The 18,254-nt window shown below is 41.0% G+C and carries 16 protein-coding genes and 1 pseudogene; 6 read left to right on the top strand and 11 right to left on the bottom strand.

Going from position 1 to position 18,254, the window contains the following annotated elements; genetic code table 11:
• Nucleotides 1-274: 274 nt before the first annotated feature.
• Nucleotides 275-643 carry a 2TM domain-containing protein gene (locus tag V7L05_RS07650; RefSeq protein ID WP_335163328.1) on the bottom strand — a complete coding sequence of 123 codons (369 nt, stop codon included), beginning with the start codon at nucleotides 641-643 and terminating at the stop codon, nucleotides 275-277.
• Nucleotides 644-1,286: 643 nt separating this feature from the next.
• On the opposite strand from V7L05_RS07650, the pseudogene V7L05_RS34635 reads away from it, so the two are divergent.
• Both V7L05_RS34635 and V7L05_RS34630 read left to right on the top strand, forming a co-directional pair.
• Nucleotides 1,287-1,796 (top strand): annotated as a pseudogene (locus V7L05_RS34635) (FAD/NAD(P)-binding protein); the annotation flags it as partial.
• A 765-nt stretch (nucleotides 1,797-2,561) separates the two neighbouring features.
• The gene (locus V7L05_RS34630; protein ID WP_442937842.1) at nucleotides 2,562-3,488 is read left to right on the top strand and encodes an MBL fold metallo-hydrolase; all 927 of its coding nucleotides are present in this window, start codon (nucleotides 2,562-2,564) and stop codon (nucleotides 3,486-3,488) included.
• Between the two features lie 226 nt (nucleotides 3,489-3,714).
• On the opposite strand, the gene V7L05_RS07640 is transcribed toward V7L05_RS34630, so the two are convergent.
• The 3 genes from V7L05_RS07640 to modA all read right to left on the bottom strand — a co-directional run bounded on the left by V7L05_RS07640 (nucleotide 3,715) and on the right by modA (nucleotide 6,254).
• Nucleotides 3,715-4,392 (bottom strand): PEP-CTERM sorting domain-containing protein, encoded by a 678-nt coding sequence (locus V7L05_RS07640; protein WP_335163324.1) that lies wholly within the window; start codon nucleotides 4,390-4,392, stop codon nucleotides 3,715-3,717.
• A gap of 416 nt (nucleotides 4,393-4,808) precedes the next feature.
• The gene (locus V7L05_RS07635) at nucleotides 4,809-5,390 is read right to left on the bottom strand and encodes a DUF642 domain-containing protein (protein WP_335163322.1); all 582 of its coding nucleotides are present in this window, start codon (nucleotides 5,388-5,390) and stop codon (nucleotides 4,809-4,811) included.
• A 66-nt stretch (nucleotides 5,391-5,456) separates the two neighbouring features.
• Complete coding sequence (gene modA / locus V7L05_RS07630; protein WP_335163320.1) at nucleotides 5,457-6,254, bottom strand: molybdate ABC transporter substrate-binding protein; 798 nt, start codon at nucleotides 6,252-6,254, stop codon at nucleotides 5,457-5,459.
• Between the two features lie 810 nt (nucleotides 6,255-7,064).
• Here modA and V7L05_RS07625 point away from each other — a divergent pair.
• Nucleotides 7,065-7,466 (top strand): fasciclin domain-containing protein, encoded by a 402-nt coding sequence (locus V7L05_RS07625; protein ID WP_335163318.1) that lies wholly within the window; start codon nucleotides 7,065-7,067, stop codon nucleotides 7,464-7,466.
• 190 nt (nucleotides 7,467-7,656) lie between these two features.
• Here the strand turns inward: V7L05_RS07625 and sfsA are convergent, their stop codons facing one another.
• Entirely contained in the window at nucleotides 7,657-8,382 is a 726-nt protein-coding gene (gene sfsA, locus V7L05_RS07620; protein WP_335163316.1) for a DNA/RNA nuclease SfsA, read from the bottom strand.
• Between the two features lie 263 nt (nucleotides 8,383-8,645).
• On the opposite strand from sfsA, the gene V7L05_RS07615 reads away from it, so the two are divergent.
• Complete coding sequence (locus tag V7L05_RS07615; protein WP_335163358.1) at nucleotides 8,646-9,314, top strand: 2OG-Fe dioxygenase family protein; 669 nt, start codon at nucleotides 8,646-8,648, stop codon at nucleotides 9,312-9,314.
• Nucleotides 9,315-9,754: 440 nt separating this feature from the next.
• Complete coding sequence (locus V7L05_RS07610; protein ID WP_335163314.1) at nucleotides 9,755-11,023, top strand: tetratricopeptide repeat protein; 1,269 nt, start codon at nucleotides 9,755-9,757, stop codon at nucleotides 11,021-11,023.
• Between the two features lie 120 nt (nucleotides 11,024-11,143).
• On the opposite strand, the gene V7L05_RS07605 is transcribed toward V7L05_RS07610, so the two are convergent.
• From V7L05_RS07605 to V7L05_RS07580, 6 genes are all read right to left on the bottom strand, one after another.
• Complete coding sequence (locus tag V7L05_RS07605) at nucleotides 11,144-11,956, bottom strand: DUF4114 domain-containing protein (RefSeq protein WP_335163312.1); 813 nt, start codon at nucleotides 11,954-11,956, stop codon at nucleotides 11,144-11,146.
• A 459-nt stretch (nucleotides 11,957-12,415) separates the two neighbouring features.
• Nucleotides 12,416-14,014, bottom strand: a complete 1,599-nt coding sequence (locus tag V7L05_RS07600) for a B12-binding domain-containing radical SAM protein (RefSeq protein WP_335163310.1) — start codon at nucleotides 14,012-14,014, stop codon at nucleotides 12,416-12,418.
• A gap of 269 nt (nucleotides 14,015-14,283) precedes the next feature.
• Entirely contained in the window at nucleotides 14,284-14,799 is a 516-nt protein-coding gene (locus tag V7L05_RS07595; RefSeq protein WP_335163308.1) for a hypothetical protein, read from the bottom strand.
• A gap of 85 nt (nucleotides 14,800-14,884) precedes the next feature.
• Nucleotides 14,885-15,835, bottom strand: a complete 951-nt coding sequence (locus tag V7L05_RS07590) for an NAD-dependent epimerase/dehydratase family protein (protein ID WP_335163307.1) — start codon at nucleotides 15,833-15,835, stop codon at nucleotides 14,885-14,887.
• 189 nt (nucleotides 15,836-16,024) lie between these two features.
• Nucleotides 16,025-17,086, bottom strand: a complete 1,062-nt coding sequence (gene hemE / locus V7L05_RS07585) for a uroporphyrinogen decarboxylase (RefSeq protein WP_335163306.1) — start codon at nucleotides 17,084-17,086, stop codon at nucleotides 16,025-16,027.
• A 138-nt stretch (nucleotides 17,087-17,224) separates the two neighbouring features.
• Nucleotides 17,225-17,410, bottom strand: a complete 186-nt coding sequence (locus tag V7L05_RS07580) for a histidine kinase (RefSeq protein WP_335163305.1) — start codon at nucleotides 17,408-17,410, stop codon at nucleotides 17,225-17,227.
• A gap of 13 nt (nucleotides 17,411-17,423) precedes the next feature.
• Here V7L05_RS07580 and V7L05_RS07575 point away from each other — a divergent pair, with 13 nt between their 5' ends.
• Entirely contained in the window at nucleotides 17,424-18,149 is a 726-nt protein-coding gene (locus V7L05_RS07575; RefSeq protein WP_335163303.1) for a hypothetical protein, read from the top strand.
• Nucleotides 18,150-18,254: the final 105 nt, after the last annotated feature.

Here is an 18,254-nt window from a genome sequence, read left to right as displayed (position 1 = left end):
ATCAAGTACGGAAATTTCCCCATTTGTAGGTGAAAGATTACTCCCAAGTCGTAGGGACGCATAGCTGTGCGTTGATGGCTCCATTTTTGAAAGTCGGGAGAAGTTAAAGGGAGCATCTCACTTTCATAAAAAGCCTTGTAAAACCTCACCCCAACCCTCTCCTTGGTAAGGAGAGGGAGCAAGAATCTTGTTTCTCATCTGGTATATTTGCTCCCACTGAGATGCTCCCGAAGTTAAATTCCTGCACGCCATTTCGGAAATGCTATCTTAATCTTCATGTTTTACTTTGATAAACGCTCCACCAATGAAAAAATAATCCTAACCCCCAGCCTAATATTGGGAAGATAGCCCAAAAATAACTAGGACTAGTGATTAAATTTAAGAGAATCAGGAATAAATTCACCGCTAGGAAGGAAACAAAGTGTGCCCAAAAAGCTCTACGTCGGAAAGTATTAAATGTGCGTTGCGAACCTTCCTCTTTTTGTTGAGCTAACCACTTTTGCTCAGTTGTTGCCAAAATATTAGAAGAAATACCTAACTCAGATGCCATTTCTACAAGCTGTTCTCGTGAAAATTCACCTTCCTGTTTACGAGTGAGTGCTATTTGAAGGATTTGTTCCACATCTTCTGAATCGTAAGTCATTTTAATTCCCTTAGAAGTTTGTGTGTAAATGCGCTTTTGATTTCACGAAGTTTTGGATAGGCTTGGTTCAATTCAGTTAGCGAATGCCTCCGGCACGCTACGCGAACGCCTCCACTTTTTGCACCCAATACCTAGTGACATTCACAACCTGATTATTTTCTCACAATCGATTTAGAGCGACTGTATTTGTCAATACCTCTATAGGACTAGTATTTGATTTTTGAAATGCACTACAAGACTACCGAGATTTTTTCAGAAATCAAATATGATTCCTATATATTACTTTTAAGACATGAAGCCAAACATGATCTGAAAGTTAAATACTAGTATTGTCAGAAAATATTGACAATTGTAGAGGTAAAATTCTCGCTTTTGAAGGGTTTTTTAATGTTAACTAAAAACCACGGTATTTGCATCGGATTTGGATGCAATAGACACATAAATTTTAGATAAATAGTTCCAAAACCTTGTCTACTCTAGATTTTAGTTTGTGTAATCTAACGATCGCCACTCTCTCGATTTGAGGAATTGGACACTCAAGGGCAATTCCCACTTATTCATGTGCCTATGTGGTTTTTTGAGTTAATTCATCCGCTTAATAACTTCCAATCAGCGTAAATTTCAGTTTGTTGGCCGTAAATTGATGAGTAGAAAGCAGCAACTCACACGTCCTATGAACAACAGCATTTTTAACCTAACCGTCTCTCCAGTTGCGATCGCCATTATTGGTGGTGGCTTTAGCGGTTCTCTGGTTGCAGCGAATCTTTTACGCAACGCAACCATGCCATTGTCGATCAAGTTGATTGAACGTAATTCGGAAGTGGGTAGAGGAGTTGCTTATGGTACACCAGTGGACTGTCACTTGCTGAATGTGCCAGCAGGTAAGATGAGCGCGTTTGCTGATCAACCAAATCACTTCCTGAACTGGCTGCATAAAAATGGGCATGAACAGGTAACTTCATCTACCTTCTTTCCGCGTCGGGTTTATGGGGACTATGTGCAGGCGACTTTAAAAGCAGCAGAGGTAAATGCACCAGCGAATGTGCAGCTAGAGAAGATTGTGGATGAAGCGATCGCCATCGAAACAAAACCCCACAATACAATAGTCTACCTGAGCAGTGGTCAATGTTTGGATGTGCAAAAGGCGGTGTTAGCGTTGGGCAATTTCCCGGCAATTCTGCCTGCACCCCTCGCCGTTTTAGACAACCGCTATGTCAAAGATGCTTGGTCTGCGGATGCGATCGCAGACCTAAATCCAGAGGATGCTATTCTGCTGGTGGGTACTGGGTTAACAATGGTAGATGCGGTTGTTTCCCTACATCAACAAGGGTTCCAGGGACAAATTCATACCGTCTCGCGCCACGGATTGATGCCCTGTAGCCACAAATCAACGAACCCTTATCCGGCATTTATTGACGTAGAAACTGCGCCAAAAACGGCGCGAGGACTGCTGCATCTGGTACGTCAAGAACTGCGGGAGGCTCTTACTCAAGGACACGCCAGTTCCGACAACAACGGACTGGCTCAAGATTGGCGGGCGGTAATCGATGCCATCCGCCCAATTATTCCAGAACTTTGGCAAGCACTGCCATTACCGGAACAAAAGCGATTTCTCCGCCATGTCAAAGCTTACTGGGAAGTTCACCGTCATCGGATTGCTGAAGGAATTGCCGAAATATTGGATGCTGCAATGGAATCTGGTCAACTAATCCATTACGCAGGTCGGATTCAAAGTTGTCAGGAGTTTGAGAATGGAGTGAATGTGAGCATCTGCGAACGGGGAACGCACAAAAATATCGTTTTGCAGGTGAAGCGGATTATCAACTGCACTGGTGCAAATTGTGATTACCGCAGATTGCAGCACCCATTAGTCGCTAGCCTTCAAGAACAACGGCTGATCCGTCCCAACACATTATCAATGGGAATCGACACTGCTGCAAATGGTGCGCTAATTGATGCAGATGGAAATGCATCTCAAATGCTGTACACCTTGGGGACACCGCGCAAGGGCAATCTTTGGGAAAGTACTGCTGTTCCCGAAATTCGGGTTCAGGCAGGAAATTTGGCACAGGAGTTACTGAAGCCTCTCAATCCAAAACCCGATGCTACTACTTTTATGTTGAAGAAACCTGTTATGTTATTTCGTCAACTATTCGATAAAGAATCTAGTACTTATACTTACCTAATTGCCGACCCAGAAAGTAAAACAGCTATTCTAATTGATCCTGTATTGGAGCAAGTCGAACGTGATCTTCAGATATTGCAACAATTGGGGCTGACCCTAAGCTACTGTGTAGAAACCCATATCCATGCTGACCACATTACTGGAACAGACAGACTGAGGACATTGACGGGTTGTTTGGGGATTTTGCCTGAGAATGCGGCGGCTAACTGTGCAGACCACTACATTGCCGATGGAAATATATTGGAATTAGGGAACGTGCAGATTCGGGCGATCGCTACCCCTGGTCACACTGACAGCCACATGGCATACTTAGTCAACGACACTCATCTATTAACTGGAGATGCCCTGTTTATCAGGGGTTGCGGTCGTACCGACTTCCAAAGCGGCGACGCTGAATCACTGTATGATGCAGTCACTCAGAAGCTATTTACATTACCAGATGACACCTTGGTATATCCCGGTCACGACTACCAAGGACAGACAGTATCCACCATTGGCGAAGAAAAGCGCTGGAATCCTCGATTTGCTGGACGCAGCCGCAACCAGTTCATCGAACTAATGAAAAACCTCAACTTACCCCAACCGAAAAAGATGCTGGAAGCTGTACCGGCAAATCAGCATTGTGGCAGAGTTTTAGTTGCATTAGATTATCAAATTTGAACAAATATACCAGATGAGAAACAAGATTCTTGCTCCCTCTCCTTACTAAGGAGAGGGACAGGTTTTGCGTAGCAGAATCAGGGTGAGGTTTCTTTGGGCTATTCGATAAACCGTAAATTGCATCAAGAGAGACTTGTGTATACACCGTAGCTTTTTAAGGGGGGTTGGGGGGATCGACTCAAAACCTACGCAGTATTGAGATGCTTCCCTGTTTTTTCCAAGCTTTCTAACTAATTACCTTCTTTTTCTTCAGCCATATTCCCAATAAACCAGCAGTAACTGCTATTCCTCCAATAGTTGATGGCTCAGGCACAGGTTTTACACTGACATTATCCAAATATAAGAATGCATATCTATCCATAGAGCCAAACTTTAACTCTGTGGATGATGCATCTGCCGTGAAATTGAACTTATATGGTGTGTATGCTTGAAAAGAAATATTCTTTTGATCAAAAAGATTTTTTCCACCTATAAATGTCTGAAATTGATTATCAAGGTTAGGTGGCTCGTCTGTAGATGCTAAATAGTAACTTAGTTCGTATTTCTGACCCGGTTGTGTAGAAAGCGTCTGTGATATGTAGCTGAGGTCTATAAATCCACCAAGTGATAAGCCTTGATTACCACTTTGAGGAAAATTGCTAATTCTAGTTCCTGATCTATCCATTGGATCACCAAACTTAGTCCATCCTGTAACGTTAGGATTTGTAGTGTCGGGATTATTAGGATCTATGAGAGAGTCGAGTTCAAATCCTCCATTAAAAACAAGGTTTCTCGGTTCTAGAGCATAGTTGGGATCATATTCTGCTTGCGCTACTGGAATATAAATACCAGTAATCAAAGCAGTGCTAGCTAAGGTAGTAGTAAAACTAAAAATAATAATTGAGAGTTTTTTAGTTAACTTCATGAAACTTGACTCCAAATAATTCCAAATTACGACAATTAACCAAAGAATAATTCAGAATTCAGAATCAATGAGTGGGCTATTGACTTCTGAATTCTGTTTGTTTAAAACCCTTGATTTTCTCTTATTCCACGGAGGTGGACTTAGTTTGTGTAGTAGCGAATTCTCTTCGCCAACACTTTTCAAACATCCTCTTAGAGGATGTTTGAAAAGTGTTTCGCTGTTGTGACTTTATGCACTTTTAGATCCCCCCTAACCCCCCTTAAAAAGGGGGGAACCGGATCAAAGTCCCCCTTGAAAAGGGGGATTTAGGGGGATCTAAAACTATTTGATACCGACAATAGGACTTTTCAAACATCCTCTAATAGAATCAGGGTTAGCTTGTCATCTGTGATTTATTTATCTCCATAGTTTTCTCCTTAATGTTCAGGTGTAGCTTTGACACTCACATCATCCAAATATAAAAACGCATACTTTGCGATGGAACCAAACTTGATCTCTGTGGATCTTCCTTTCGCTTTAAAATCTAATGTGTATTGTGTGTAGGGTTGAAAAGGAGTATTGTTTTTAACAGAAACGGTCTTTCCACCGATAAAAACCTTAAATTCATTCTTAAGCTCAGGTGCTTCTTCTGTAGATGCTAAATAGTAAGTAAGTTGGTAGTCTTGACCAGGAACTGTATGGATAGTCTGTGATATGTAGCTAATACCTGAAAATGCACCAAGCGATAAACCTTGGTTCCCAGTTTTAGGAAAGTTGCTAATTGTAATACCTGATATATCTATCGGATCACCAGATTTAACCCATCCTGTAACATGAGAATTTGTAATGTTGGGATTATTCGGATCTGCGAGAGGGTCGCTTTCAAATCCCCCGTTGATAATCAAATTTTGTCCTTCTGCTTGTGCTGCTGACTTATAAGTATTGCTAATCACAGCAGTATGCAAGAAGGCAGTGGTCAAACTACAAACAATAATTGAAAGTTTTTTAGTGAACTTCACAAGACATTACTCCAAATAGTTCAAAATTCACAACAACGAGTACTTAGTTGATTTACTTTGCAGCGATTAAGGCAGGATAAAGCCATAATTATTTTTGAAGATATTCTTGGCAGTACTACCACTTAAGTAGTTAGAAAAACTCTGTGCCGTGGATAAAACTTTAGTTCTGGTGAGTATACCTAGTGGATAGACAATCGGATTACTCTCTGTGGTCAGGGCAGTGTCTACGACTCTTACCTTGTTAGAAATGGCAGCATCGGTTTTGTAAACCGCGCCTGCACTGATAGTTTTACTTACACCATTAACTACAAGAGTTTTACTTTCAACAGCAGTTAAAACGTTACGTACATTACTAGCAAGGTATAATTTAGGTCGGAGAGTAGTGAAAATACCTCGGCTAGTGAGAACTTGTTTGGCATAATTTCCTGCTGGCACAACTGGAGGAGTACCCGTGTAGTCACCTATAGCAATACCAGTAATATTGGCATTGGTCAAACCATTGAAGCTAGTGAGAGCAGGACTAACAGCAGATGTCGTCGGAACAATCAAAACTAGACTGTTTTTGACAACGTTTTTACGGCTACCTGTAACTAATTTACTTGGGGTTGCATTCTGCAAAACATTTATTTGGTCGGTAGCAGCAGAAATGAAAATATCTGCTGGAGCTCCTGCTTGTATTTGGCTCAGTAAGGTACCAGAAGCACCAAACGTATAAACAACGTTGACACCTGGATTAGCATTTTGGTACTGAGTCTTAATGGTATTCAGCGCGTTTGTTAAGCTGACAGCCGCATAGACGTTAAGTGTGGTTACGGAGCTTGCTGGCGATAAATTGACAAACTGCAAGCCTATTACCAGCATCATGCTGGTAACTGCCGTAGCAATCCAAACAATAAGTCTTCTTCTGTTCATAAAAGTTATAGTTCGAGGAAAATATTACCTAAGAGTCTCATTGTTGACATACCTGACTTATGCACAGGCAACAGAAAAACCACCACAGAGATGGCAGAGGATATGCATAAATGGGAGTTTCAGAGGGTTTTTGCGTAAGTCCTACGTATAATCAATTCTGGAAATAAACGGACGATCGCAATTGCTAAAAGCATTAGTGTGATCAGCCGTTTATTATTTCCGAGTAGGATTACACAAACAGCGGGTGAAATGTATTTAGTGATGAAATAATATCAGTTAAATACGCGTATTACCAATATTTTTGGTGATAAAATCCTGACAAAAGGCTAGGACAAAAGGAATATAAACACTAAATAAGCTCTGCATTGCCTGCTTAACAAGGGTCGCGTTAAAAATTTTCAGGTAAATTTTAAATAGCGAAAAACCTAGTTTTATACCAACTTTATAAAATTAAGATGCCTTTACCCATCTTTTAAACTAACTTTTTTGGTAAAAAATGCTGTGTTGATACTAGCGAACAGGCCGCCCCTACCACTTTCTAGAAAAAGCAGCGATGCCTGCGGCGGTAAACTACGTATCCAGGAGCGCTAATAACACATCCACCCAGACAATGTACATATAATTCTTTATTTGTATAAAAATATATATAAACTTTTATGATATCAATAAAAATTTTTATTTAACATACACCTAATGATAGATAGATTTTATTAAATAAATAGTTTAGGTTTGTAGCAGCTTACACAGAACTAGGTAAAACACATGTCCAACATAATTGACACTGCGGTTAATAATGGTTCTTTCAAGACACTAGTAGCAGCAATCGAAGCGGCTGGTCTGGTAGATACACTGAAAGGTCCTGGTCCATTCACCGTTTTTGCACCCACTGATGCAGCGTTTGATAAGCTTCCAGCAGGCACAGTAGATGCATTACTGAAAGATATTCCCAAGCTCAAGAAAATCTTGACCTATCATGTCGTCTCAGGCAAGGTGCTGGCTGCTGATGTAGCTAAATTGAAGACAGCTAAAACAGTTGAAGGTTCAGATGTAAAAATTGACGCTTCTAATGGCGTTAAGATAAATGATGCAAAAGTTGCAACAGCAGATGTTGCTGCTGATAACGGTGTTATCCACGTAATTGATACAGTTTTGATTCCTGCATAAGCAAACCTCAGAATAGCGAATGCTATTTGTGGGGCGGCGACTACCTATAGTCGTTTCTCGATTACAGTCTGGTTGAATATTTTTTAGTAAATACCAACTATCAATAAATCCATCTAGATACTGTCTAGATGGATTTATTGTTTTATAGGTGTAGAGACGTTGCATTGCAACCTCTCTTAATTATATGTAATCAAATTTTTAGTTTTGCCAAACCCAAATAACGGATACCTTCGGGGGAAATGTCAAAACGGCAAGGTAAGACTTCTAAACCAAGAGCGATCGCATCCCGTAATAATTTACCATATATAGGATCTGTGCGATCGCCAGGGGAAAACTCAGTACAATCACTGCGATTGATAAAGTAAAGCATCACTGCACGAGTTAGAGGTAACAGCGCCATTAGTTCTCGCAAGTGCTTTTGTCCTCTTGTAGTCTCCGTGTCAGGAAATAAGGCTAATCTCCCCTCTGATAAAGTTGTATTTTTCACTTCTAAATAAATCGGGCGTTCCTCATCACTCCCCGTCAAGAAAAAATCCACTCGACTTTTTTTATCTAGCCCATAAACCACCTCGCCCTTAATTTGGCTATAGTCGCCCAATTCTGGGAAAAGATGTTTCGCCAAAGCCAGTTTTACCACCCGATTGGGCAAAAAAGTATTTATACCTACCCAAGTTGGCTCATTGTCATGTACCTGAATTAGTTCTAAAGTGTAAGCCAATTTGCGGTTAAGATTATCGCTTTTGGAAAGCTGTACAGCACTTTGGGGAGTGGATACTCCAGTCATTGGCCCTGTATTGGGACAGTGTGCTGTCACTATTTCGCCAGAAGTAAGTTGAACGTCAGCAAAAAACCGCTTGTAGCGTTTTAGCAGAATACCTGGATATAAAGGTGGGTAACGGTAAAGCCAATCAATCATTATGAAACCTTGTTGCTCTAGTAAATATACGTCGATTTCTTGCTGACCGAACCCCCATCAGCAAATCTTTTCAGCAGCTACTCATACACCCATCAGCATTACTCCGCCCTGTGACAGCATTTGAGTAACTTTATATATCATAAAGTGTCAAATTTCGTAGTTAAATTAACAACATTTTAATAAAAATTAGCATATACTAGGTGTTATAAGCCTCCCATAAAGAAAAATCTGGGAGAATTTCAACGTGCAAGGAGGTAAATCCTATACAAAAAGTGTGGACAGCAACGGAATTAGAATATGCTTTTCTGTTTACTCTAAGAAAGGTAAATTCGATCAATCCAGAAGGTTTCAAGCCATTTTTTAGTAATATGCCTATTGACCCTTATATCAAAGGCAACTATCGTTCGAGAAGATTATCTCGGTTCACAGCTTCTGGAAATCAGTTAATCAAATTACCTCATGGCTACCTCTTTCAAACTAAAGAGTATAATCCATTAGTGGGTGACATAAAAAGAGAGTTTGCAGAATTAGATGATGCACTCATAGAACTTGATATTTTTAGAAATCTTGTCTTAGCATTTAGTGATTCTTGTAAACTTCATCCTGAAGCTGAAATCGGAGTTCATCAAATTAGAACTATTTGTTCGCCAGATAATTTGGGTAATCCAGCGCCTGAAGGTATACATCAAGATGGTACTGATTTTATTGGCATATTCTCAGTAGATAGAGATAATATTGAAGGTGCAGAAACACATTTGTATACTGCCAAAAAAGAAAAGCCTGTGTTTAGCAAAATTCTAAATCCGGGAGAACTATTATTGGTTAATGACCATGATTTTTTGCACTTTACCACTCCCATAAAACCACAGACTGACGCTCAAGGAAGTAGGGATGTTTTTGTACTAACTTCTCCTAGCTTGCTTTCAGAATAATTCTAGTCAACTGTAAATATTTTGCAATCTACGAGAGATGGGGAATTGAATGTAGTCATTTCCCCACCTTTTTTATTTGGAATTGAAAATAATCGGGCTGATAGTGGTTGTTTACTTGCGTTGGCTATACAGACAAAACCTACCTCCGCAGGTTATGAAACCCATAATTTTTTATTAGTCCACGCAGGTGGACTTTGTTTGCATAGTAGCGTACTCCTACGGAGAAGCAAGCTACGCGTCAGCGTGCCGAGAGGCTCTATTCTATTCGCCAAAGGCTTTTAAAACATCCTCTTAGGGTGGTGTGTTCGTTTGAATTCACTCAAAATACGAAATCAAGCAAAGCCACGCTGAATACTTAGAATATTAAGGGTAAGTGGATAGGTTAGGCTACGAAGGAAGTCTACTGGAATTTAACTAACTGAATCAACCAAACAAATGCCATGAATGACGAATTCTACAATAGAGGATTGGAAAAGGCTAGGCGAAAAGACTACGCTGGAGCAATTGAAGAATTTAACCAGGCTTTAGAACTGACACCTTACTTTCCCGAAGCTTACTTGCAACGGGGTTTGGCATATTATGACTCAGGTGCAATCCTTAAGGCTGTTTCCGATTATACCGAAGCACTGAAGCTTAATCCTGAGAGTGTAGAAGCATATTATTGTCGTGCATTGGCTAGGGTGGCGCTGAAAAATTTGCCGGGGGCGCTGGAGGATGTTGACCGTGCTATTCGTCTGAATCTAAATTATGCTGCTGCTTATAATCTGCGGGGGATGGTGCGGCGCAAACAGGGTTATATTCAAGATGCGATCGCTAACTTTAAAAAAGCTGCACAATTATATCTAGAGCAACAGGATAAAGAGAATTGTCGTCTGTGTCTGGAACTAATTAAACAGCTACAACCCAAAGAATTACCTGTTGTACAGCAATCACGTTCTCCAAATGCGCCAATTTTATCCACAAATGAATATTTCACGCAATTATTAGAAAAAGCTGAAAAGGGAGATACCCAAGAGGCACTCGCCGATTTAAACTGGGTATTAAAAGCCGATCCGCAAGATGCCCAAGCTTACTGCTGTCGTGGGGTTGTGCGTTGTAAAATGGGGAATTATCGAGAAGCGATCGCAGATTTTAATCAAGCATTGCGACTAAATTTTCAAGATGCCATTGTCTATCGCAACCGAGGTAAAGCCCGTTCTGTATTGGGAGATCATCAAGGTGCGATCGCGGATCTTAACCAAGCACTCCAGATGCAACCCCAAGATGCCTTAGTCTATATTGCCAGAGGTAATGCCTATCGGACAACGGGCAATTATCTCGGTGCAATTCAAGATTACACCCAAGCGCTGCAAATCAATCCCGATGATGCTCAAGCTTACTACAATCGCGGCATTGCCTATACTTGCTTAGAAGAAATGCAAAATGCTCTGGAAGATTATCAACGGGCGGCGAGTATTTTTTGTGAACAAGAAGACTGGGGAAATTATCAACAAGTCTTAACTAGCCTAGAAAAAATCCAGAAATTTAGTCCAGAGGCAAAAAAGCAAAAGTATAATCTGCTACGTCAGCGACTTTTGCAAATGGTTGGGGGATATTGGGAAATTGCCGACCGATTGATTCAGCAGAAGCAGGATTATCATCCTGGGATGTCAGACGAGTGGTATTTGCAAAAAGTAATTGATGATTTAGAACGCGATCGCGGTAAATAAAATATAAATGCCACTATACACGAAAATTCACCCGTAGAAGTGTACGGGTGAAAATGCGATTAATCACTTGCTATTTTTCAATCAAACTAAACGCACCGGATATTAAGAAGGTTTCAAAGTTTAGTTAGAAGTGCGAGTTTGAAGGCGACGACGCAATCCAAACATACTAACTGCTGCCACTGCAAACATTGACAGAGTAACAGATGGTTCAGGAACGGTAGCGCTAATTAGCGCTTTAACATTTGCCTCGCCGATATCAAGAACGACGACAAGATCATTAAAGTCACGGTCAGAATTTTGGTTTAAGTCACCAGTTGCGTGTAAAGCCCCGTATAAATCCTCAAATCCCAGAATGATGTAGTTGTTATAAGCATAAGCAACTACGTGCTGTAGTCCGTCAGCATTAGAGGCAGTTTGAGTACCAAAGATGTTGCCATTGGCATTGTTCAAACCATTAGCTTTCAAAAATAAGTCCAGTTGAGTACCTCCGGCAATAGTACCAATATTGACCCCATCACCGATTTTTAGTCCACTACTAGCCCCGCCCATTATACACTTAGATTCGTCACAAGAAGCATCCTTAAAAAGCAGTCCAGACTTGTTAGTAGTTCCTGTGGCATTGAAGGCTAACTGGTTTCTATAACTAGCGCCCTCATTGATAAAGTCAACAGATACGTTGTAGTCGTATTTTAGGTTTAATTTACTAGGGTCTAATTTAACTTGTCCGCTATTTGGGATGGCAACGCTTTCTTTTTGGACAAATTGTTGAAAAGGAGTGTCGTTAAAACCAGTTGCAGATTCACTAGATATCGTTGGTTGAGTCCAGGCATTATTCCAAGTAAAACCAGCAGCAGATGCAGTTTCTACTTTGGAAACTAATCCGGTCAAGGTAGCTGTAGCGGCAATCAAGGTAGTCAACAAAGTAGCTTTCATATCAGAATTCATTAAGTAGGGAAAACAATTTAGACAGTAATATTTTTAGCACTCCGTCTGTCTCGCTACTCAAGTTCTAACAGCTATGCTTTGGCAAAGTCAATCTTTATTTTGGCTTTTATTTGTATATTTAAATAGCTCTTTATTTCAAGTATTTTTACTGAAAAATGGACTGAATTAATCACCTCATGTACTGTGATTATGATTCAGTGTTTAAACTTAATAGATAATGAGACTTTTATCGAAAATTTATATTTTTTCTTAAAATTAGATGTGTAATGTTGATAGTTAAAGTCCAAAACCTAAAAAAGTTAGGGGTACTGACTAGTATCCCTAACTTTGTAGCACTACTGCTTTGTAACTCTCAAATCATGGGCTGTAATTATACCAATTCTTCAAAAAAGAGTTACAGAAAAGAGAAAATAGAGTCTTACTATTACGTATTACCCATTACCACCCTTAACTGACTACCGCTTCAGCTTTTTCTTCTACTTTTTCCTTCACTAGCACATAAGGCTTTTCTGCACCTTGCGCTAGATATTCTGCAAGCTGACTTTCAATTTGATCGCGCACAATTTGGCGATACTCTAGAAAATGCTCGTTGTGGGCACAAGCGGCAATATAATGCTCAACAACTCCAGGGTTACGCTTGATGATGCTGAACAAATGATGCCAGAACTTCCAACGAGTTTCCCGTTTGATGCCTTGTCGCCAAATCACAGTCAGCAGCGCTTTCACAACTACTAACTCTGGCATTTTTGCTGGGGCTTTCCAACTCGGCAAACCCATCATTAAGAAACAGCGATAGGTACGATCTAAGTACTGCACTGGGTCGTATAAAGTACAGAATGCCTCAATATATTCTCTGGCAAGTTCTTCCAGGGGACGGGTGGGGAGGAAATTCATCAATGTTGTCTGGTTGATGTTGCCATCTTGATTTTCCCGTAGTCGTCCTTCCTTTTTCAGGCGATGCCAAAGTGCGGTGTTTGGTAACGCTTGTAACATGGCAAAAGTAGTAGAAGGAATAGCTGCTTGTTCAGCAAAGCGGACAATGCGATCGCCTGCGCCGGCTTTTTCGCCATCAAAGCCGATAATAAACCCAGCCATTGGGCGTAATCCCGCTTTGGTGATGGTTTGCACTGACTCAGTTAGGGAACTGCGAGTATTTTGAAACTTTTTGGTCATTTGCAAACTATCCTCATCCGGCGTTTCGATTCCCAAAAACACCGCCGCGAAACCACACTCAACCATCAACTCCAACATTTCTGAGTCTTCTGCTAAGTCAATTGAAGCTTCAGTGTCAAACCGGAAGGGATACTTGTGTTCTGCCATCCAGACTTTTAACTCTTTCAGCAACAATTTCACATTTCGTTTGTTGCCAATAAAGTTGTCATCCACCATGAACACACCCCGCCGCCAACCGAGTTCATAGAGATAATCTAACTCTGCTAACAGTTGTGCTGGGGTTTTGGTGCGCGGTTTGCGCCCGTAGAGAACAATAATGTCGCAAAATTCGCACTGGAAGGGACACCCGCGCGAAAACTGCACCGACATCATGTCATAGGCATTCAATTCTAATAAATCAAAGCGGGGTATTGGTGTGCTTGTCACATCAGGTTTTTCTGTGGCGCGGAAAGTGCCAGATGTGTCTCCCCTTTTTATTGCCTCAATAAACATGGGCAAAGTGATTTCCCCTTCATCCAGAATTAGAAAATCTGCGCCAACATTTTCAACTTCGTGAGGTACAGAGGTGGGGTAGGGTCCGCCAACTGCGACTAGCTTGCCACGTTTTTTTGCTTCCTGGATTTGGTCAAGTAAATCTTGTTTCTGGACAATCATCGCGGAGAGAATTACTACATCTGCCCATGCCCATTCTGCTTCTGTTGCTGGGCGGATGTTGCGATCGACCAGCTTGAATTCCCATTCTTGGGGCAGAATCGCGGCTACTGTTACTAAACCCAGAGGTGGTAATAAAACCTTGCGATCGACTAACTCTAAGATTTTTTCATATGACCAAAAGGTTTTGGGAAATATCGGATACACTAACAAGATTCGCATGTAGTATCAATCCTCACACTTTGATTGTTATTCCACTCTAACGAAAATAAAGAGTTATTGACTTTTTATTAAAGTTGTTTTATTTTAACATTGATATTTTTACCTGAATGGGTAACTATAGCAGTTCTCGTTTGGATGCAACAGATGGTAGGGGCACAGCAATGCTGTGCCCTTACGAGTGGTCTGTATTAAAACCTCGTTTCCAGGTTCTACCTGGAAATGCTCCTGATTGCGTCTGCCACAAGTCAAAAAATTAGTACCAATCTAATTTATGTACCATTCAACATACTACCTCGCTCGTTAAGGATTTTAAGTATGTCAAAACCATCTGAAATCCAAAATTTCTCGCTAGATGGAAATACGTTTTCGTTGTAGGTATTAGCAAAGTCTACAAACTCTCCAATCCACCCATCTGGAACATACCTCTCTATCCCAGGACCTTCAAAATAAAATGCACCAACCCGATTTTTATCAAAATCAACAAATACTGTCGGGAATAGATCGGAAACATCCCACCATGATTTTGCATTTGTATAACGGGTAAGCAATTCGGTGTGCAAATTATTCTTAGATATCTGGAATATCGAAACTGCTGATAGAAATATTTCCGCAGTCTCTTGGTTAACTACAGTAATTCCAAATCTTTCAGAAACATCTAGCTCTGGAACCTCATAACCAGCATTTAAAAATTCATCCCGCCACTTGTTCCAGTCAAGTATCCAGATATCTATATCAGACCGAAACCAACGAATGTTGCCTCTAGATCGCACAACAGTAACGATCATCAGATTACCTAATAAGTTACTCGTAAGTCAATGCTCATTATTTTTTCGCCTTATCAAACCAGGAAGGCATAAACTCCCTTACTGGCTAACGTTTAACACCACTGATTTTTAAAACATCACTCATGGTTACACAATAATTTGGCAAGCCGAAACTATCGGGATTAATCGCCTTTTCATAAGTAAAATGCCGATAGTTCATACAAAACCTATCCCAAGCAGCCATCTGAATGCGGAACAGAATGATAATCAAATTACCCAATGCTATAGATATGGGAATGCGAAAGTAAATCTTTTTGCTCAAATAAGCGCAAACTTGTTCTATTGCTTGATTAGCTGTTAATTGCGCTTGACCTAAAACAAGCCGACGTGGTTGATCATTTTCGGGAGGATGATCAATTAAATATCGCACGACAGTGGCAATGTCTCGTCCGTGGATAAAGTGAAAACTGCCATCTGCTTCCAAAAAGCGAATTAAATTAATATATTTCGTAACTTCTGGAATGCCGGATGTGAGGTGAGAATAGGGTTTATTGGCATCACCGCCCACTACTAAAGTCGGAAATAGTGTGGTAATTTTGGGTGCGATCGCTAATTTTTCTTTTTTATGTAAGCACTCATATTTGGAACGGATATAATCTGTACCAATTTCCCCGGCTTCTTTTAATGGTTGATTGTAGCGATCCAAAACGCTAGCTGTCGAAAAATAAATCACCTGCTGGCAACGTTCTGGATCTAGCAGTTCGAGCAACTCTATAGTCTTGACGACATTAATATCAAATGTCTGATCACCACCCCAAGCTGTGGCTGTGAGTACCGCCGTATCAATTGTGGATAGCAAATCGGCAAACTGGCGAATATTTTGCATATCACCTTGCAAAACGTTGATACCTGAACGTGCCTTGGTATCAACTTGCAGTTTACTTGGGTTCCTAACTAGTAGATACAGTTCGTGATCTGTTTCTTTAATTAAGGCTTCTGTTAAATAATGACCTATACAACCACTTGCACCAGTCACTAAAATCCGTTTCTGGCTCATAAATAATTTATCAAACGTTAGCAGTTAAAACTAAAGAGTTAAAAATAAAGTTAAAAGTTCCGAATCAGGAGTTATTAATAAAGTTAGGAGTTAGAAGTGAGAAGTAAAAAATAACTTTGCACCTCGCAACTGATAACTTTATAGTTTATAACTCCTAACTCCTAACTCATAACTCATAACTCCTCACTCTCAAGCCTTAACTCCTGCAAGATTAAGTTCCTTTGCCGTTTCAAAGAAGAAAGCAACATTTTCTTCTGGTGTTTCTGGTAAGACACCATGACCGAGATTGAGAATGTGACCCCAATTGCCAGCTTTGCGAACGGTATCGAGAATGCGATCGCGGATAAACTGTTTAGAGCCGAATAGTACGCCTGGGTCAAGATTTCCCTGAACTTTTACTTGTTTACCTAATCTTGCTCGTGCATCTGCCATATCCACTGCCCAGTCTACACTGACAATATCAGCGCCAGATTGTGCCATTCTTTCCAACACACCCGCACTACCGCTAACTAGCAAAATCAAAGGTGTATCGGGGTGGGTTTGCTTGACTTGCTGGAAAACTCTCTGCTGATAGGGGAGAGCAAAGGTGTCATAATCTTGAGGACTCAATTGACCCGCCCAAGAATCGAACATTTGCACAACTTGGGCACCAGAATCGATTTGGTAGCGGGCATAGATGGCGATCGCATCTGCTAATTTAGCTAACAGTTGATGCAATATCGTCGGGTCGGAAAATGCCATGTTTTTGATGATGGAATAGGTTTTAGAGCCTTTTCCTTCAACTGCATAAGCTGCTAACGTCCACGGCGCACCCACAAAGCCCAACACCGTTGATTTATCGCCTACTTCCGAGCGCAGCGCTTGCAAAATGGTTTTGATAAATGGTAGAGCTGCTTCTGGTTCTAAAGGATGCAGACGATCAATTTGTTCTTGAGTGCGGAGGGGCGAGTGAATGATTGGCCCTTTACCTTCGGCGATATCCATGTCAATGCCCAAACCAGGTAATGGGGTGACAATATCAGAAAATAAAATTACTCCATCTGGTTGGAAAGCTCTCCACGGTTGCAAGGAAACTTCAATTGCTACATCTGGAATTTCCGAGCGATCGCGAAACGAAGGATACTTCTCTCTTAAGTCTCGATATGCTTTCATATATCGTCCCGCTTGTCGCATCATCCAAACAGGGGGACGATCTACTACTTCACCACGAGCAGCCCGTAAGAGATGAGGAGTCGTTGAAGAAACACCCATTTATTACTTCACCCTAAGTCACAATTTTTATGCCACTGTTTAGCTTATCATTCCGGGATTACGCTTTTTCAGCAGGTTTGGAGTAAAAGGGGAGTGGGGAGTGGGGAGTAGGGAGTGGGAAATAGGATAAAACAGGAATCAATATTGAATTGAGGATTGGGCATTGGGAGTTGGGAATTGGGCATAGGGCATGGGGCATTGGGCATTGGGCATTGGGCATTGGTCAATAATCAATAGTTCTTCTTCCCCTACTCTCTCATCCCCCTCATCCCCCTCATCTCCCTCATCTCCCTCATCCCCCACTCCCCACTCCCCACTCCCCACTCCCCTAACTCCTATGCAAACTGACTCTAACAGTCCCGATCATGTTGCATCTGCTAATAACGAGCCTAACCCAGGAAAGTTTTTGATTCCGCGATCGCAGCGACAGAGGTTCTTTATTCAGTTTACCTTAATGACCCTGATCGGATGGGTTGTGGGTGGCGTTGCCAGTATCGCCTTAGAGAAAATTATTCTCCAGAGTTTCTCACCTGGCGTTGCTATCCAACCACAAACATGGGGCATTTTGGTCAGAAGTCTCAGTAACGTTGTATTTGCCGTGATTTTCGCTGCCGACCAGAGCCTGATCCTTTACCGATATTTACCGGGTTGGCAGTGGATATTTGCTACTAGCGTCGGTTGGCTAATTGCCAACGGTGTTTCTACAGCCTGGATTAACTACATTTCAAGCATTGCCTCATCATCTCTTGAAGATACTTTGATTTTGGGATTTCTATCTGCGATCGCATATATAATTTCTGGAATTTGGCTGGGTATTTGCCAATGGCTAGTATTGAGGCGATATACAGCAGGTATTTGGTGGTGGAATTTTTTACCCTCAATTTCTTTCTTATTAATTAGTATTTTGGTTTGGTTACTTTTCGTTCTACAAAGCTTGATTCCAGAAGCCAACCGTAATTTTATATTGTATTGGAGTGGACAATTATTTACAGCAATAATTCTGGGAATTATACCAGCAATTGGCTTATGTACTTTGAAAAAAAATTCACATCACCGTACATAAATTACGAATAGGACTTACGCAAAATATCTCTCAAACTCTGATTTCTCTGTGTCCTCTGCGCCTCTGTGGTTCGTTATTCCGTAACTTGTGCGTAAGTCCTAATAA

The sequence above is a fragment of the Nostoc sp. genome (assembly GCF_036917755.1).
Lineage (GTDB): Bacteria > Cyanobacteriota > Cyanobacteriia > Cyanobacteriales > Nostocaceae > Nostoc.
The sequence above is the reverse complement of the archived record's forward strand: the minus strand, read 5'-3'. Positions and strand labels throughout refer to the sequence as shown.

Coding starts and splice junctions, on each gene's coding strand:
- V7L05_RS07650 (WP_335163328.1), bottom strand. CDS start 643: ATGACTTACGATTCAGAAGATGTGGAACAAATCCTTCAAATAGCACTC.
- V7L05_RS34630 (WP_442937842.1), top strand. CDS start 2,562: ATGGGAATCGACACTGCTGCAAATGGTGCGCTAATTGATGCAGATGGA.
- V7L05_RS07640 (WP_335163324.1), bottom strand. CDS start 4,392: ATGAAGTTAACTAAAAAACTCTCAATTATTATTTTTAGTTTTACTACT.
- modA (WP_335163320.1), bottom strand. CDS start 6,254: ATGATGCTGGTAATAGGCTTGCAGTTTGTCAATTTATCGCCAGCAAGC.
- V7L05_RS07625 (WP_335163318.1), top strand. CDS start 7,065: ATGTCCAACATAATTGACACTGCGGTTAATAATGGTTCTTTCAAGACA.
- sfsA (WP_335163316.1), bottom strand. CDS start 8,382: ATGATTGATTGGCTTTACCGTTACCCACCTTTATATCCAGGTATTCTG.
- V7L05_RS07610 (WP_335163314.1), top strand. CDS start 9,755: ATGAATGACGAATTCTACAATAGAGGATTGGAAAAGGCTAGGCGAAAA.
- V7L05_RS07605 (WP_335163312.1), bottom strand. CDS start 11,956: ATGAAAGCTACTTTGTTGACTACCTTGATTGCCGCTACAGCTACCTTG.
- V7L05_RS07600 (WP_335163310.1), bottom strand. CDS start 14,014: ATGCGAATCTTGTTAGTGTATCCGATATTTCCCAAAACCTTTTGGTCA.
- V7L05_RS07595 (WP_335163308.1), bottom strand. CDS start 14,799: ATGATCGTTACTGTTGTGCGATCTAGAGGCAACATTCGTTGGTTTCGG.
- V7L05_RS07590 (WP_335163307.1), bottom strand. CDS start 15,835: ATGAGCCAGAAACGGATTTTAGTGACTGGTGCAAGTGGTTGTATAGGT.
- hemE (WP_335163306.1), bottom strand. CDS start 17,086: ATGGGTGTTTCTTCAACGACTCCTCATCTCTTACGGGCTGCTCGTGGT.
- V7L05_RS07575 (WP_335163303.1), top strand. CDS start 17,424: ATGCAAACTGACTCTAACAGTCCCGATCATGTTGCATCTGCTAATAAC.